The sequence below is a fragment of the Georgenia satyanarayanai genome, assembly GCF_009193135.1.
GTDB classification, from domain to species: domain Bacteria; phylum Actinomycetota; class Actinomycetes; order Actinomycetales; family Actinomycetaceae; genus Oceanitalea; species Oceanitalea satyanarayanai.
This window is the reverse complement of sequence record NZ_VUKC01000008.1, coordinates 112,081-125,543: the sequence shown is the minus strand read 5'-3', so window position 1 is coordinate 125,543 and position 13,463 is coordinate 112,081. Positions and strand designations below refer to the sequence as shown.

General features: G+C 72.9%; 13 protein-coding genes. 10 read left to right on the top strand and 3 right to left on the bottom strand.

All coding sequences use genetic code 11. The features are described from left to right. Positions 1 to 57: 57 nt before the first annotated feature. Together GD632_RS10615 and GD632_RS10610 are read left to right on the top strand one after the other, a co-directional pair. Positions 58 to 945 carry an ABC transporter ATP-binding protein gene (locus GD632_RS10615; protein WP_152191888.1) on the top strand — a complete coding sequence of 296 codons (888 nt, stop codon included), beginning with the start codon at positions 58 to 60 and terminating at the stop codon, positions 943 to 945. Next, positions 942 to 2,540: an ABC transporter permease gene (locus GD632_RS10610; RefSeq protein ID WP_152191886.1), complete on the top strand. Its 1,599-nt coding sequence runs from the start codon at positions 942 to 944 to the stop codon at positions 2,538 to 2,540. The genes GD632_RS10615 and GD632_RS10610 overlap by 4 nt, the downstream gene beginning before the upstream one ends. A 76-nt stretch (positions 2,541 to 2,616) precedes the next feature. Here GD632_RS10610 and GD632_RS10605 read toward each other — a convergent pair whose 3' ends face one another. Then, positions 2,617 to 4,758: a DEAD/DEAH box helicase gene (locus GD632_RS10605; RefSeq protein ID WP_226924803.1), complete on the bottom strand. Its 2,142-nt coding sequence runs from the start codon at positions 4,756 to 4,758 to the stop codon at positions 2,617 to 2,619. Between the two features lie 208 nt (positions 4,759 to 4,966). Beyond that, positions 4,967 to 5,500, bottom strand: a complete 534-nt coding sequence (locus GD632_RS10600; protein WP_152191881.1) for an acyl-CoA thioesterase — start codon at positions 5,498 to 5,500, stop codon at positions 4,967 to 4,969. A gap of 295 nt (positions 5,501 to 5,795) precedes the next feature. Between GD632_RS10600 and GD632_RS10595 the strand changes: the two genes are divergently transcribed. From GD632_RS10595 to GD632_RS10560, 8 genes are all read left to right on the top strand, one after another. Further along, complete coding sequence (locus GD632_RS10595; RefSeq protein WP_152191878.1) at positions 5,796 to 6,212, top strand: CBS domain-containing protein; 417 nt, start codon at positions 5,796 to 5,798, stop codon at positions 6,210 to 6,212. A 301-nt stretch (positions 6,213 to 6,513) separates the two neighbouring features. Further along, positions 6,514 to 7,542 carry a zinc-binding dehydrogenase gene (locus GD632_RS10590; RefSeq protein ID WP_152191876.1) on the top strand — a complete coding sequence of 343 codons (1,029 nt, stop codon included), beginning with the start codon at positions 6,514 to 6,516 and terminating at the stop codon, positions 7,540 to 7,542. After that, entirely contained in the window at positions 7,539 to 7,970 is a 432-nt protein-coding gene (locus tag GD632_RS10585) for a PaaI family thioesterase (protein ID WP_152191873.1), read from the top strand. Before GD632_RS10590 ends, GD632_RS10585 begins: the two co-directional genes overlap by 4 nt. Beyond that, complete coding sequence (locus GD632_RS10580) at positions 7,967 to 9,439, top strand: class I adenylate-forming enzyme family protein (protein ID WP_152191871.1); 1,473 nt, start codon at positions 7,967 to 7,969, stop codon at positions 9,437 to 9,439. Before GD632_RS10585 ends, GD632_RS10580 begins: the two co-directional genes overlap by 4 nt. Then, positions 9,436 to 10,227, top strand: coding sequence for an ABC transporter permease (locus GD632_RS10575; RefSeq protein ID WP_152191868.1), 792 nt, complete (start codon positions 9,436 to 9,438; stop codon positions 10,225 to 10,227). Before GD632_RS10580 ends, GD632_RS10575 begins: the two co-directional genes overlap by 4 nt. Continuing rightward, the gene (locus GD632_RS10570) at positions 10,224 to 10,970 is read left to right on the top strand and encodes an ABC transporter permease (protein WP_152191866.1); all 747 of its coding nucleotides are present in this window, start codon (positions 10,224 to 10,226) and stop codon (positions 10,968 to 10,970) included. Before GD632_RS10575 ends, GD632_RS10570 begins: the two co-directional genes overlap by 4 nt. A 1-nt stretch (position 10,971) precedes the next feature. Next, entirely contained in the window at positions 10,972 to 11,778 is an 807-nt protein-coding gene (locus tag GD632_RS10565; RefSeq protein WP_152191863.1) for an ABC transporter ATP-binding protein, read from the top strand. Between the two features lie 10 nt (positions 11,779 to 11,788). Further along, the gene (locus tag GD632_RS10560) at positions 11,789 to 12,760 is read left to right on the top strand and encodes an ABC transporter substrate-binding protein (RefSeq protein ID WP_152191861.1); all 972 of its coding nucleotides are present in this window, start codon (positions 11,789 to 11,791) and stop codon (positions 12,758 to 12,760) included. On the opposite strand, the gene GD632_RS10555 is transcribed toward GD632_RS10560, so the two are convergent. After that, positions 12,741 to 13,433 (bottom strand): SDR family oxidoreductase, encoded by a 693-nt coding sequence (locus tag GD632_RS10555; RefSeq protein ID WP_152191858.1) that lies wholly within the window; start codon positions 13,431 to 13,433, stop codon positions 12,741 to 12,743. The two genes, GD632_RS10560 and GD632_RS10555, sit on opposite strands and share 20 nt — an antisense overlap. Between the last annotated feature and the right edge of the window lie 30 nt (positions 13,434 to 13,463).

The following is a 13,463-nucleotide window of genomic DNA, read 5'->3' as shown; positions in this document are numbered from 1 at the left end:
CACCGCAGCGACGGTGGAGGATCACGAGGTCTCGACAACGGGAGTAGCGTCAGGCACATGAGCGCCGTCGCGATGCGGGGTGTGGTCAAGCGGTTCGGGACGACCGTCGCGCTCGACGGCCTCGACCTGGACATCGCGGTGGGAGAGGTGCACGGCGTCCTCGGCCCGAACGGCGCCGGCAAGTCGACCGCCATCCGCATCCTCCTCGGGCTGTTGCGCGCCGACGCCGGTTCCGTGCGGCTGCTCGGAGGCAACCCGTGGGCACAGGCGCCCGAGCTGCACCGCCGCCTCGCCTACGTGCCCGGCGACGTCGCGCTGTGGCCGAACCTCACCGGGGGCGAGGTCATCGACCTGCTCGGCCGGTTGCGCGGCGGCCTCGACGAGAGGCGCCGCGCGGAGCTGATCGACCGGTTCGAGCTCGACCCGAGCAAGCGGGGCGCCGCCTACTCCAAGGGAAACCGGCAGAAGGTGGCCCTCGTGGCCGCACTCGCCTCCGACGTCGAGCTGCTGCTGCTGGACGAGCCCACGGCCGGCCTCGACCCGCTCATGGAGGCCCAGTTCCGCGAGGTCGTCGACGAGCGGCGCGACGAGGCCACCGTGCTGCTGAGCAGCCACATCCTCTCCGAGGTGGAGCAGGTGTGCGACCGGGTGAGCATCATCCGCGACGGCCGGGTGGTGGAGACCGGCACGCTGGCGCAGCTGCGTCACCTCACCCGGACCGAGGTGGTCGCCGAGCTTCCCGGGCCCGTGCCCGCCGAGCTCGGCACGATGCCCGGGCTGCACGACGTCGTCGTCACCGGCTCCCGGCTGACCTGCCAGGTCGAGGACGTCGCCCTGGCCGGCCTGGTCTCACGGCTCGGCGCCCTCGGCGTCCGCAGCCTCACCTGCAGCCCACCGACCCTCGAGGAGCTGTTCCTGCGCCACTACCGGGACACCCCCCGATGAGAGGGCTCCCTGCCCTCGTCGGGCTCGGCGTCCGCCGCAACCGGTGGTTCCTGGCCGGCTGGCTCCTCGGCCTGTTCGTCGGCGTCCCGGCCACGGCGGCGGCCTACGAGCAGGTGATCCCCGACCCGTCCCAGGCAGGGCTGGTCATCGAGGGCCTCGCGAACAACCCGACGATGCGGGCGATGCTCGGCCCGCCCTTCTCACTCGTCGAACCGGGCGGGTTCACCGTCTGGCGGGTCGGCACGTTCGTCGCCACCGTCGCCGGTGTCATGGCGATCCTCGGGACGATCCGGCTCACCCGCGCCGACGAGGAGGTCGGCCGCAGCGAGCTCGTCCGTGCCGGCGTCGTCGACCGCCACGCCCCGCTGGTGGCGGCGGTGCTCGTCCACCTCGGCGCCTGCGCCGTCCTCGGGCTGCTCGTCAGCGGGGGGATGGTGGCGGTCGGTGTCGACCTCACCGGGTCCGTGGCGTTCGGGCTGGGCATGGCCCTCACGGCCGCGGTGTTCGTCGGCGTCGGCGCCGTCGCCGGTCAGCTGACCGCCTCGGCGCGGGCCGCCCGCGGGATCGCCCTCGCCGCTCTGGGGCTGGCCTACCTCGTGCGGGCGGTGGCCGACGGCGTGCCGGCCGACAGCCGGGTGCGCTCGCTGCAGTGGGTCTCACCCGTGGAGTGGATGGCCCTCGCCCGACCCTACGCCGGGGAACGGTGGTGGGTGCTGCTCCTGCCGGCGGTGCTCACGCTCGCGCTCGTGGTCCTCGCGGTCCGGCTGGAGGCGCGCCGCGACCACGGTTCGGGCCTGTGGCCCGCGCGCCCCGGTCCGGCTCGGGCGGGAGGTCTGCTCTCGTCCCCCGCCGGGCTGGCATGGCGCTTGCACCGCGGCACCGTCCTCGGGTGGACGGTGGGGCTGACGGTGTTCACGGCCGCTGTCGGCTCGCTGACGCCGACCTTCTCCGCGATGTTCCGCGACGTCCCGCGGCTGGAGGCGATCATGCGCCGGATGGGGGCGGGCGCCCAGGAGCTCACCGAGGGTTTCTACGTGGCCATGCTGAGCATCGTGGTGCTCGTCGCCGCGGCGCTCGGGCTCCAGCTCCTCGGCCGCCTCGCCCAGGAGGAGGCAGCGGGACGTGCGGAGGTGGTGCTCGCCGCCGCGGTGCACCGCACGCGCTTCGCGGCCTCCCACGCCGGGCTCGCCCTCGCGGTGCCGACGGTGCTCCTGGTGACGTCGGGCGCCGTGATGGCCGTCCCGCAGGCCCGCGCCGATGGCGCCTGGGAGGTGGTGCAGGACGTCGTGGCCGGCGCCGCGGTCCTCGTGCCGGGGGTGTGGCTGGTGGTCGGCCTCGGTGTCCTGGTGCACGGCTGGCTGCCCCGCCTCGGGGGGCTGCCGTGGCTGGTCGTCGCCTGGTCCCTGCTCGTCACGTGGATCGGCGCGCTGCTCGAGCTGCCCGACTGGCTGATCGAGCTGACCCCGTTCTCCAGGCTTCCCCAGCTGCCCGTGGAGACCATGGACTGGGGCCCGGTCCTGGTCACCACCGCCGTCGCCGCGGCACTCGTCGCCGTGGGCCTCACCGGCTACCGGCGGCGGGACGTCGGGTCCTGACCGCCGGCTCGCCACCCGCGAGGAGCACGTGGGGGAAGCACGGGAGGGACCCGACGGGACTCTCGCGGTGGGCGCGTCAGACGGCGGCGGGGACGGGACTGAGCGCGTCGGTGAGGAGCGTGACGAGCATCTCCACCTGGACGTCCGCGACGACCTCCTCGTCCGAGCCGTCCAGGGCGCGGGCCGCGAGGCCCGCCTTGGAGCCGATGAGCTCGGCGATGCGGGTGTCGAGGGTCTGGGCGGCGATGATCCGCCACGCCGTCACCGGCTCCGGCTGACCGATGCGGTGGACGCGGTCGATCGCCTGGGTCTGCTCGGCGTCGGTCCACGAGAGCTCGGCGAGCACGAGGTTGGAGGCGACCTGGAGGTTGAGCCCCACGCCCGCCGCGGTGAGCGAGCAGACCGCGATCGAGACGGCCGGGTCGTTCGTGAACGCGTCGATGTTGCGCTGGCGCGCCGCGGAGGTCTGGTCACCCCGGACCGAGGCGAAGCGGATGCCGCGCTGGGTGAAGAGCTCCTCCGCGGCGTCCATGACGTCGATGTGCTTGGCGAAGAAGACGACCTTGCCGACGTTGCGCGCGAGCTGGGCGGCGTAGTCGGCCGCCGCCCCGCCCTTGGCCGAGCCGAGCTTGCGCATCATCGTGAAGACGTTGTCCTCGGACTTCTTCTCCGAGGTCTTCGTCGTCTCCCACACGGCCACCTGGCGGACGAGCTCGTGGTCGATGCCCTCGACGACGTTCTCCCCGTGCCGCACCTCCAGCGCCTTGCGGTAACGGGTGACGAGACGGCGGGCCAGGGCCTGCTCGGCGTCGCGGATCGAGCGGCCCACGGCGTCGTCGAGCTCGACGAAGACGTCGGCGATGCGGCGGGCGGGCAGGTCGGCGGCGACGTCGATCTTGCGGCGCCGCACGATGCCCTGCTCGATGACGGCGTTGCGCGCGGCGGCGTAGAAGCCCCGGTCGGAGGGCACCAGGCCGGTCTCCTCGAGGGCCTCCATGAGCTCCCCGAGCGGCTTCTCCTCGTCGATCCAGCCGAGGAACTGCCAGATCGCGGTGAAGTCCTCGATGTCGTTGATGAGGGGGGTGCCGGTGAGCGCCATGAGGAGCGGGGGCCACGGGCGCGAGCGCAGCTGCTCGGAGAGGTGGAGGACGTGCTGGGAGCGCTGGGACTTCTTGTTCTTGATGAAGTGCGCCTCGTCGACGACCATCCCGCGCACCCCGAGCTCGAGGCTGCCGAGCCAGCCGACGTGCCGCTCGAGGATCTCGTAATTGATGACGATGATGTCGGCGAAGGCGTCGATGTCCTCCCCGTCGCCGTGGACGACGGTCGCGCGGTGGGCGGGCGTCCAGCGCTCCGCCTCACGGGCCCAGTTCGTCTTGACGACGTTGGGGACGACGACGAGCAGCGGGTAGGCGTCGGCGGCCTGCGCGGCGAGCAGCGCCTGCGCCGTCTTGCCCAGGCCCGGCTCGTCGGCGAGGAGGAACGTGCGGTGCCCCTCCGCGGCGGCCGCGACGAGGCGGGACTGGTGGGGCATGAGCTCCAGCCCGGGCGGCACACGGGTGCCGTTCGGCTCGGGCAGGGTCATGCAGGCGGCCTCGCCGCCGTACTCGAAGGAGCGCAGCAGCGGCTCGATGAGCTCCCAGCCGGCGAGCCGGCGGGGGCGGGCCGGCGGCTTGCGCACGGCGTCGTAGTCGGGCTCGAGGAAGGGGTTGGCCATCTGGCGGGAGATGACGGCCTGCGGCACCACCTGGCGCTGCTCGACGGCGGTCGGCTCGCGGGCCCCCTCCGGCTCGGGCTCCTCCTCCTCGGGGACGTCGAAGCCGGCCTCGAGGAGCATCTCCCGGCGCAGCTCGCGGGCCTCCGGTGAGGCGACGGCCTCGTCGGCGATGAGGGCGAGCAGGCGGGGGTCACGGGCGGCGGTGACCGCGAGGATGGTGGCGATGCCGTCGAGGCGCTTGAGCTCCTCGCCGCGGCGGGCCTCGTTCAACGTCGTGTCGGCCTTGAGGCGGGCGCGCTCCTCACGCACGAGCAGCGCGATGGCCTGGAACTTCGTGCGGGTGGAGGGCACCACCCGCTCGCGCTTGACCGCACCCTCGACCTCGCGGACGGCGCGGGCGAGCACCGGGATGAGCCCGCTGTTGTCCTGGTGCTTGCGCTTGGGCGTGCTGCGCTGGGCAGTACGACGAGCGCCCGACGGGCGCTGGGCTCCTCGAGCCACGGACTCCTCCTCCGGAGTGACGACACACATCGCGGCGGGGCCGGCCCACACGCAGCACCCGGGGCGACGGACGTCAGATGGTCCAGGCTCGCCAGGAGGCTCGCTGCAGCAGGTCCGCGACCGGAACAACCCGGTCGGCTGACCACCGCGACGTTCTCACCCTACCTCCCGGTCCCCGTCGTGCCGCGTCCATTCGGGGTGGGCGATGTCACGCGCCGCGGTGGGCGACGTCGACGGCGCGCGCCCAGCGGAGCACGTCGTCGGGGATCTGCGGCGAGGCCAGCTCGGTGCCGGCGAGGTGGGCGACGACCCGCGGGGCGGGCACCCGCTCCCCCGAGCCGCGGGTGAGGAAGCGCCCGGCGACGACGCCGCGGGCGCACCGCTCGCCGCGGCGCGTGAAGACCTGCTCGAGGTAGACGACGCGCTCGTCCCAGCCGACGACGCGCGTGCTGATCTCCACCCGGTCCCCCAGGCGCAGGGAGCGGCGGTAGGTCATCGTCGACGCCGCGACCACCGGGTACCAGCGCTTGTCGTTCAGGCGCGGGAAACCGCCGAGGTCGGCGATGTAGTTGCTCCGGGCCACGTCCATCATCTGGAGGTAGGTGCCGTTGTTGACGTGGAGGTAGAGGTCCAGGTCGGTGGGCAGCACCCGCAGGGTGGTGATCGACGGCGCGAGCACGTCCAGCCCGATCGGGCGGCGCGGCCTCGCGGTGGCCAGGAGCAGGTGGAGCTGGCGGGACATGCCCGCACCGTACACGCGGCGGGCACCGACACCCGGCCGGCGCCCGCACGTTCCTCCGCGACCACACGAACCGACTCGCCGTCGTCGTGGGGCCGTGAGCAGGAGGTGACCGGCCCGGCCAACCGCCTCACGGCGAGTGGCCGCTCGTAGCGGCTCGTGTTGGAGCCCGGGGGTGTGAAACCGGGCCGGTCATCTGCTTCAACCACCGACTCCGCCACCGCATTCCCGGATGCGGAGGGGACGACCCGGACCCACCCTGGACGTGACCGCGGACACACCATCAGGGAGGCACGCCATGGCCGGCACCGTCGCAGAGAGCATGACCCCGAACCCGACGACGATCGAGGCGAACCGCACCGTGCGGGACGCCGCCGACCTGCTCGCGTCAGGAGACGTCGGGGCGGTCGTCGTCGTCGACGACGGCAAGGTGGTCGGGATCGTCACCGACCGGGACATCGTCGTGCGCATCGTCGCGACCGGCCGCTCCCCCGAGGACCCGGTCCGGCAGGCCTGCAGCCAGGACCTCGTGACGACGACGCCGGACACCGACGCCGCCGAGGCCGTGCGACTCATGCGCGAGCGGGCCGTGCGGCGTATCCCCGTCCTGCAGGGCGGCAGCCTCGTGGGCATCCTGTCGATCGGCGACCTCGCCATCGACCGCGACCCCACGTCCGCCCTCGCGGACATCTCCGCGGAGGAGCCGAACACCTGACGACCGCCACCGCCGAAGGCACCGGGGCGGGCACCCGCGGCGGCGGCGTCCAGCACGTGGGGCCTCCGCGCCCGCACGTCTCGTCGCCTGGACCCGCAGCCGCGCCGCACGCACCGCTGTGCGATGATCCGACCCATGTACCGGCTGCACCTGACCTCGCGGAGGCACATCGACCTCGCCAGGGTGCACACCATGACCTGTCGGTCCTAGCCGGCCCTTCGCCCCGACCCGCCGATCGGCGGGTCCGCCGCCGACCCCTCGGCCGCCGGTGCCCCATCCCGGCCCAGAAAGGACATGGTCTGTGACCTCACCGATGCGTGCCCTCGTGCTCCGCGAGCACGGGGACCTCGACGCCCTGCGCCTCGAGGACGACTACCCCCGCCCCCGGCTCGTCCCCGGGCACGTCGTCGTCCGCGTGACCGCGAGCTCCTTCAACTACCACGACATCTTCACGGTCAACGGGATGCCGGGCATCACCCTGCCGCTGCCCGTCGTCATCGGGCTCGACGTCGTCGGGGTCGTCGACGAGGTGGCCGACGACGTCACCGGCTGGCAGCCCGGCGACCGGGTGCTCGTCCACCCGCTCGACTCGGCGGGCAGGCTCATGGGCGAGCAGCGCGACGGCGGGATGGCCGAGTACAGCCTCGTCGAGGCGACCCAGCTCATCGCCGTCCCCGACGGCGTCACCGACGTCCAGGCCGCGGCCCTGCCCGTCGCGTACGGGACGGCGCACCGCATGGTCGTCGGCAAGGGCGCTGTCCACGCCGGGGACAAGGTCCTCGTCCTCGGCGCCTCCGGCGGGGTGGGGACCGCGTCGATCGTGCTCGCCAAGCAGCTCGGGGCGCACGTCGTCGCCGCCGCCGGTTCCGACGAGAAGGCCCAGCGGCTGCTCGAGATCGGCGCGGACGAGGTGCTCAACTACCGCGAGGTCGACTTCTACCAGTGGGTCAAGGAGCACTACGGCAAGCCGGCCCGGTGGAGCGACGAGACCGGCATGGACGTCGTCATCAACTTCACCGGCGGGGACACCTGGCACCCGACGCTGCGCAGCACGAAGCTCGGCGGACGCATCCTCGTGTGCGGCGCGACGGCCGGCTTCGACCCCGTCGAGGACCTGCGCTACATCTGGTCCTTCGAGCTGCAGATCATCGGCTCCAACGGCTTCGCCACCGAGGACTTCGAGGCCCTCCTCGGCATGGTGGCGGCCGGCACGATCGACCCGCCCGTCAGCGACGTCCTGCCGCTGTCCCAGGCCGTCGAGGGGCTGCGCAAGGTCCGCGACCGCGAGGTCCTCGGCAAGGTCGTCGTCACCCCGGGGAGCGGGGAGTGATCAGCGCGGCCGAGCTCGAGGAGCGCATCCTCACCTCCCCCTTCCACCGGTGGCTCGGGCTGCGGGTGGTCTCGGTGAGCCCGCAGGAGCTGCGCCTGAGCGCCACGTGGCGCGAGGAGTGGGAGAACGGCACGACCGCACGGGTGACCCACGGCGGCATCCTCGCCACCCTCCTCGACCTCGCCGCGGACTGGGCGCTCGTCGCCAGCCAGGGCACCCCCGCACCGACCATCGACTTCACCACCCACTTCCTGCGGGCAGCCGCGCCGGGCGACCTCCTCGTCGTCGCCCGGCCCGTCAAGCTCGGCCGCTCGCTCACCGTCGCGGAGGCCGAGGTGCTCGACGGCGCCGGGAAGCAGGTGGCCGTCGGCCGCGGCACCTACGCGAGCTTCGCCCCGAGCACGACGACGGAGGGACCTCGGTCATGAGCCGCAACCAGGGTGACCGGATCATCGGCGACCGCCCCGACACCCCGGCGGTCATCGGGGTCACCGAGGACGGCAGCACGACCCTCACCTACGGCGAGCTCGAGGCCGCGGTCCAGTCCCGGGCCGCGCAGCTGCACGCCCTCGTCCGTCCCGGGCAGACCGTCGGGATCCTCGCCCACAACTCCCCCGAGTGGCTCGTCGCCTTCTACGCGATCCAGCGTGCCGGCGGCGTCCCGGTCCCGGTCAGCCACAAGATGCCGGCGGAGACCCTCGGCTACGTCCTCCAGGACGCCGCGGTCACGCTGCTCCTCGTCGACGACCGCACGCGCGGCCTCGTCACCACCGACGTCCCCCTCCTCGACCTCGGGACCCCCGCCCCGCCGTCGTCCTTCACCAGCGTGGTCCCCGACCCGGGTGACACGGCGATGATCCTCTACACCTCCGGCTCGACCGGCCGCCCCAAGGGCGTCCTGCTGTCCCAGGAGAGCCACCTGTGGGTCATCGACCAGACGGCGCGGACGGTGGAGCCGGGCAGCACGCGCGTGCTCATCTCCGCCCCGCTGTACCACATGAACGCGCTGACGAACTCCCAGCGCTCGCTCGCCTCCGGGGCGACGATCGTCCTCCTGCCGGGGTTCCAGCCCGCCCTGTTCGTCGACGCGCTCACCTCGCACGACGTCACCGAGCTCAGCGGCGTGCCGCCGATGTTCGCCATGCTCCTCCAGCGTCCCGAGCTGCTCGAGGGCCGCGACCTCTCCTCCGTGCGCGCCATCTACATGGGCTCCGCGCCCGCGGCCCCGGCGCTCTTCGACCAGCTCCGCGCGACCTTCCCCAACGCCGAGATCGCCTTCGGCTACGGCACGACGGAGTCCGGTCCCGTCGTCTTCTCCCCGCACCCGGGCGGCCTGCCCACGCCGGACGGCTCGGTGGGCGTCGCGAACCCCGCCGTCGAGCTGCGCCTCGTCGACGGCGCCGGACGGCCCGTCGAGGGCCGCGGCGTGCTGGAGATCCGCAACCCGGCGCTGCTCACCGGCTACCACAACCGGCCCGACGTCGCCGTCCCCGTCACCGCCGACGGCTTCCACCACACCCGCGACGTCTTCCGCGTCGACGAGAACGGCTTCTACTTCTTCGCCGGCCGCGAGGACGACATGTTCACCTCCGGCGGCGAGAACGTCTTCCCGCGCTCGGTCGAGCAGGTCCTCGAGGCCCACCCCGCCGTCGACCAGGCCGTCGTCGTGCCGGTCCCCGACGACGTCAAGGGCGCCAAGCCCGTCGCGTTCGTCACCCTCCGGCCCGGGGCGGAGGCGAGCGAGCAGGAGCTCAGGGCGCACGTCCTGGAGCACCTCGAGCCCTTCGCCCACCCGCGCCGGGTCTGGGTGCTGGAGGACATCCCGCTGTCGAGCACGAACAAGGCCGACCGCGACGGCCTCGCCGCCCGTGCCGCCCGGCTCCTGGAGGCCCCGTGACGGCCGTGACGACGGCGCGACGCGAGTCGCGGCTGGGGACCGTGGCCCTCCCGGCGGCGGTCGTCGTCGGCCTGCTCGCCCTCCTCCAGCTGCTCTCCGTCACCGACGTCCTGCCGCGCAGCTACGCCCCGCCGCCCACCGAGGTGCTCGCCGCCCTCGGCCGGCTCCTGGCCGGTCCGGCGCTGTGGACCGACATCGGCAGCACGCTCGTCGGGTGGGGCGTCTCGCTGGGGATCGCGGTCGTGCTCGGGACGGTCGTCGGCATGCTGCTCGGCAGCGTGCGCTGGGTCCAGTGGCTCCTCACGCCCGTCGTCGAGTTCCTCCGCCCCATCCCTTCGATCGCGCTCATCCCGCTCGTCGTCCTCACCATCGGCGGCGCACGCGACGGAGCAGTCTTCCTCGCCGCCTACGCCGCCGTGTGGCAGATGCTCGTCGCCGCGATCTACGCCACCGGCGCCGTCGACCCGGTGGCCCGCGACACCGCTCGCGCCTACAACCTCTCCCGGGTCCAGACGGTCCGCTGGCTCACGCTGCCCGCGATGGTGCCCGGGCTGGTGACCGGCGTGCGGATCGCCTCGGCGACCGCGCTCATCATCACGGTGACGAGCGAGATCCTCCTCGGCGGCGTGCCGGGCTTGGGCCAGGGGCTCAACCTCGCCCGCAGCGCCGGTGACCTCACCCGGATGTACGCCTACGTCGTCGTCATCGGGATCGTCGGCCTGGCGATCAACACGGTCCTCACCGTGCTCGCCCGACGCGTCGTCGGCTGGCAGGGGGCGCGCCGATGAACCGCCGCACCCTGCTCGGACTGCTCGGCGCGGTCCTCGCCCTCGCCGCGTGGTGGGCGACGTCGGCCGCCTCGACCAACCCCTACTACCCGCCGCTGCCCCGGGTGCTGGACAACCTCCTCGAGTACTGGCTCGGTGGGGCCGGCACCGAGCACCTCGTCGACAGCGTCCGCAACCTCGCCGTCGGGCTCTCCCTCGCCGTCGTCCTCGGGATCGGGCTCGGCATGCTCATCGGCCAGGTGCGGTGGCTGGACCGGGCGGTCGCCCCGACCTTCGAGTTCGTCCGCGCGATCCCCGCCACCGCGCTCATCCCCTTCGCGATGGTCCTCTTCGGGCTGGGGACGTCGATGAAGATCTTCATCATCGCCCTCGGCTGCTTCTTCCCCATCCTGCTCAACGTCATCGACGGCTGCCGCCAGCTGCCCGCCACGCTGCTCGACACCACCCGCAGCTTCGGGATCACCGGCTGGTTCCGCCAGCTCCACGTCGTCGGCCCGGCGATCTACCCGCGCGCGGCCGCGGGCATCCGCATCGCGATCCCGCTCGCGCTCATCCTCGTCGTCACCAGCGAGATGACCGGCAGCCGCATCGGCATCGGGTTCGTCCTGTGGACCGCGCAGACCAGCTTCAACATCGTGGCCGTGTGGGGGGCGATCCTCCTCCTGGGGATCCTCGGTCTCGTGCTCAACCTGCTCTTCGGCGCCGTCGAGCGCCTCACCGACCGTCGCTACCACCGGGCCTGACATGACACAGACACCACCGATCCTCCACGTCGACCGGCTCGCCAAGGACTACGGCTCCTTCCGGGCCCTGGACGACATCACCTTCGACGTCGCCGCAGGCGAGTTCTTCACGATCGTCGGCCCCTCGGGAGCGGGCAAGACGACGCTCCTGCGCTGCCTCACCGGCCTGCTCGAGCCCACGTCCGGGACGGTCGAGTACCAGGGGCGGGCGGTGCGCGGCGTGCCGCGCGAGTTCGCCGTCGTCCTCCAGGACTACTCGCGCTCGCTGCTGCCGTGGTTCTCCGTGGAGAGGAACGTCGCCCTCCCGCTGCGGGCCCAGGGCCTCGCCAAGGCCGAGATCGCCGAGCGCACGGCGCGGGCGCTCGCCGACGTCGGGCTCGGGGACGCCGCACGCAAGCACCCCGGGGAGCTCTCCGGCGGCATGCAGCAGCGCGCGGCGATCGCCCGCGCCATCGCCTACCGGCCCGAGGTGCTCGTCATGGACGAGCCGTTCGCGTCGGTCGACGCCCAGACCCGCGCCGACCTCGAGGACCTCGTCCTCCGGCTGCGCGAGGAGTCGGCGATGACGGTCGTCTTCGTCACCCACGACGTCGACGAGTCCGTCTACCTCAGCGACCGCGTCGCCGTCGTGTCCAAGTCCCCGAGCCGCATCACCACGGTCGTCGACATCGACCTGCCGCGGGACCGGGACCAGATCGCCACCAAGGAGCTGCCGCGCTTCAGCCAGCTGCGCTCCGAGGTGTTCGCCGAGATCCGCAACCGCGTACGTGACGTGGACGGACCCACCAGCCCCGAATACGTCATCTGACGGAGGAACCATGAGAGCACGCCACACCACCCTCGCCCTGGCGGCGACGACCGCCCTGCTCCTCGCCGCGTGCGGCGGCGGGGACGGACTCGAGGCCGGCGAGGACGGCCTCACCCCGCTCACCGTCATGCAGATCCCGACGATGGACGCCGGGCCGCTGCACCTCGGCGTCCAGGAGGGCTTCTTCGAGGAGGAGGGCCTGGACGTCGAGGTCCGCATCGCCGAGGCGGGCTCGGCCATCGTCCCCTCGGTCGTCAACCAGGAGAGCCCCATCGGCTACGCGAACGCGGTGAGCGACCTGCAGGCGATCGACCAGGGGCTCGACGTCAAGTTCGTCGCCAACTGCTGCGCCGTAGCAGCGGACCCGGAGGGGGACACCTCCCGCATCTTCGTCCTGCCCGACAGCCCGATCACGGACGCCGCGGGCCTCGCGGGCGCGAACATCGCGGTGAACTCCGTGAACAACCTCGGCGACCTCACGATCAAGGTGGCCCTGGAGAACAACGGCGTCGACACCTCGGCCATCGAGTTCACCCCGATGAACTACTCCGACATGCCGGCCGCGCTCGAGCGCGGGGACGTCGACGCGATCTGGTCCGTCGAGCCGCACCGGGCGATCTCGGAGAGCCGCGGGTTCACCCCGATCATCTCGAACTTCGTCGAGTCCTTCCCGGACACGACGATCGGCTACTACATCACGAGCGGAGCTTTCGCGGAGGAGAACCCGGAGATCGTCGCGGCGTTCCAGCGCGCGATGGACCGGGCGAACGAGTTCGCCACGGAGAACCCCGACCGGGTGCGCGAGACGATCGTCGAGAACCTCCAGATCGACGTCGAGCTCGTCGACGAGACCAACCTCCACGTCTTCGCCCCCGGGCTCGACGAGGAGAGCGTCAGGGTCATCGCCGCGGCCGCCGTCGAGCACGGGATGATCAGCGAGGAGCCGAACTACGAGGAGATCTTCATCCGCCCGGGTGAGTGAACGGGGTGAGGACGAGCTCGGGGATCTCGACGTCCCCGGGCGCCGTCAGCACCGACCGGATGGCGGCGGCCACACTGGCCGCCGCCATCGCCGTCGCCGGGTCGAAGTCCCGGCCGGCCTGCTCGTGGATGCGCCGCTGCATCCCCGTGTCGGTCCGGCCGGGCAGGACACTGGTGACCCGGACGCCCGGCTCCTCCACCCGCAGCGTGTCCGCGTACGCGCGCAGCGCCGCCTTCGAGGCGGCGTAGGCGGCCCAGCCCGGGAAGGCGCCGAGCACGGCCGTGGAGCTGACGAACACGACGTGCCCACCGCGGCGACGCAGCCCCGGCAGGAGGATCCGCGTGAGCTCGACCGGGCCCGCGAGGTTCGCGGCCATGACCGTCGCCAGCCGGGCCGGGTCGAGCTCGGCGGCCGGGGCCACGCCCTCGACGCCCGCGCAGTGCACGACGGCGTCCACCTCGATGCCGGCGACCCGCTCGGCGATCGCCGGCGCGTCGGCGAGGTCGAGGAGCAGGACGCGCGCGCCCGGCAGCTCGGTCCCGAGCCGCGCGACGTCCTCGCGGCGGCGTACGGTCAGCACGAGCTCGTGGTCGGTGAGGGCGTCGGCGACGGCGCGGCCGATGCCGCGGGCGGCGCCGGTGACCAGGACACGACGGGCAGGATCAGGAGTCATCGATGAGCAGCCTACGCACGACCGAAGGAG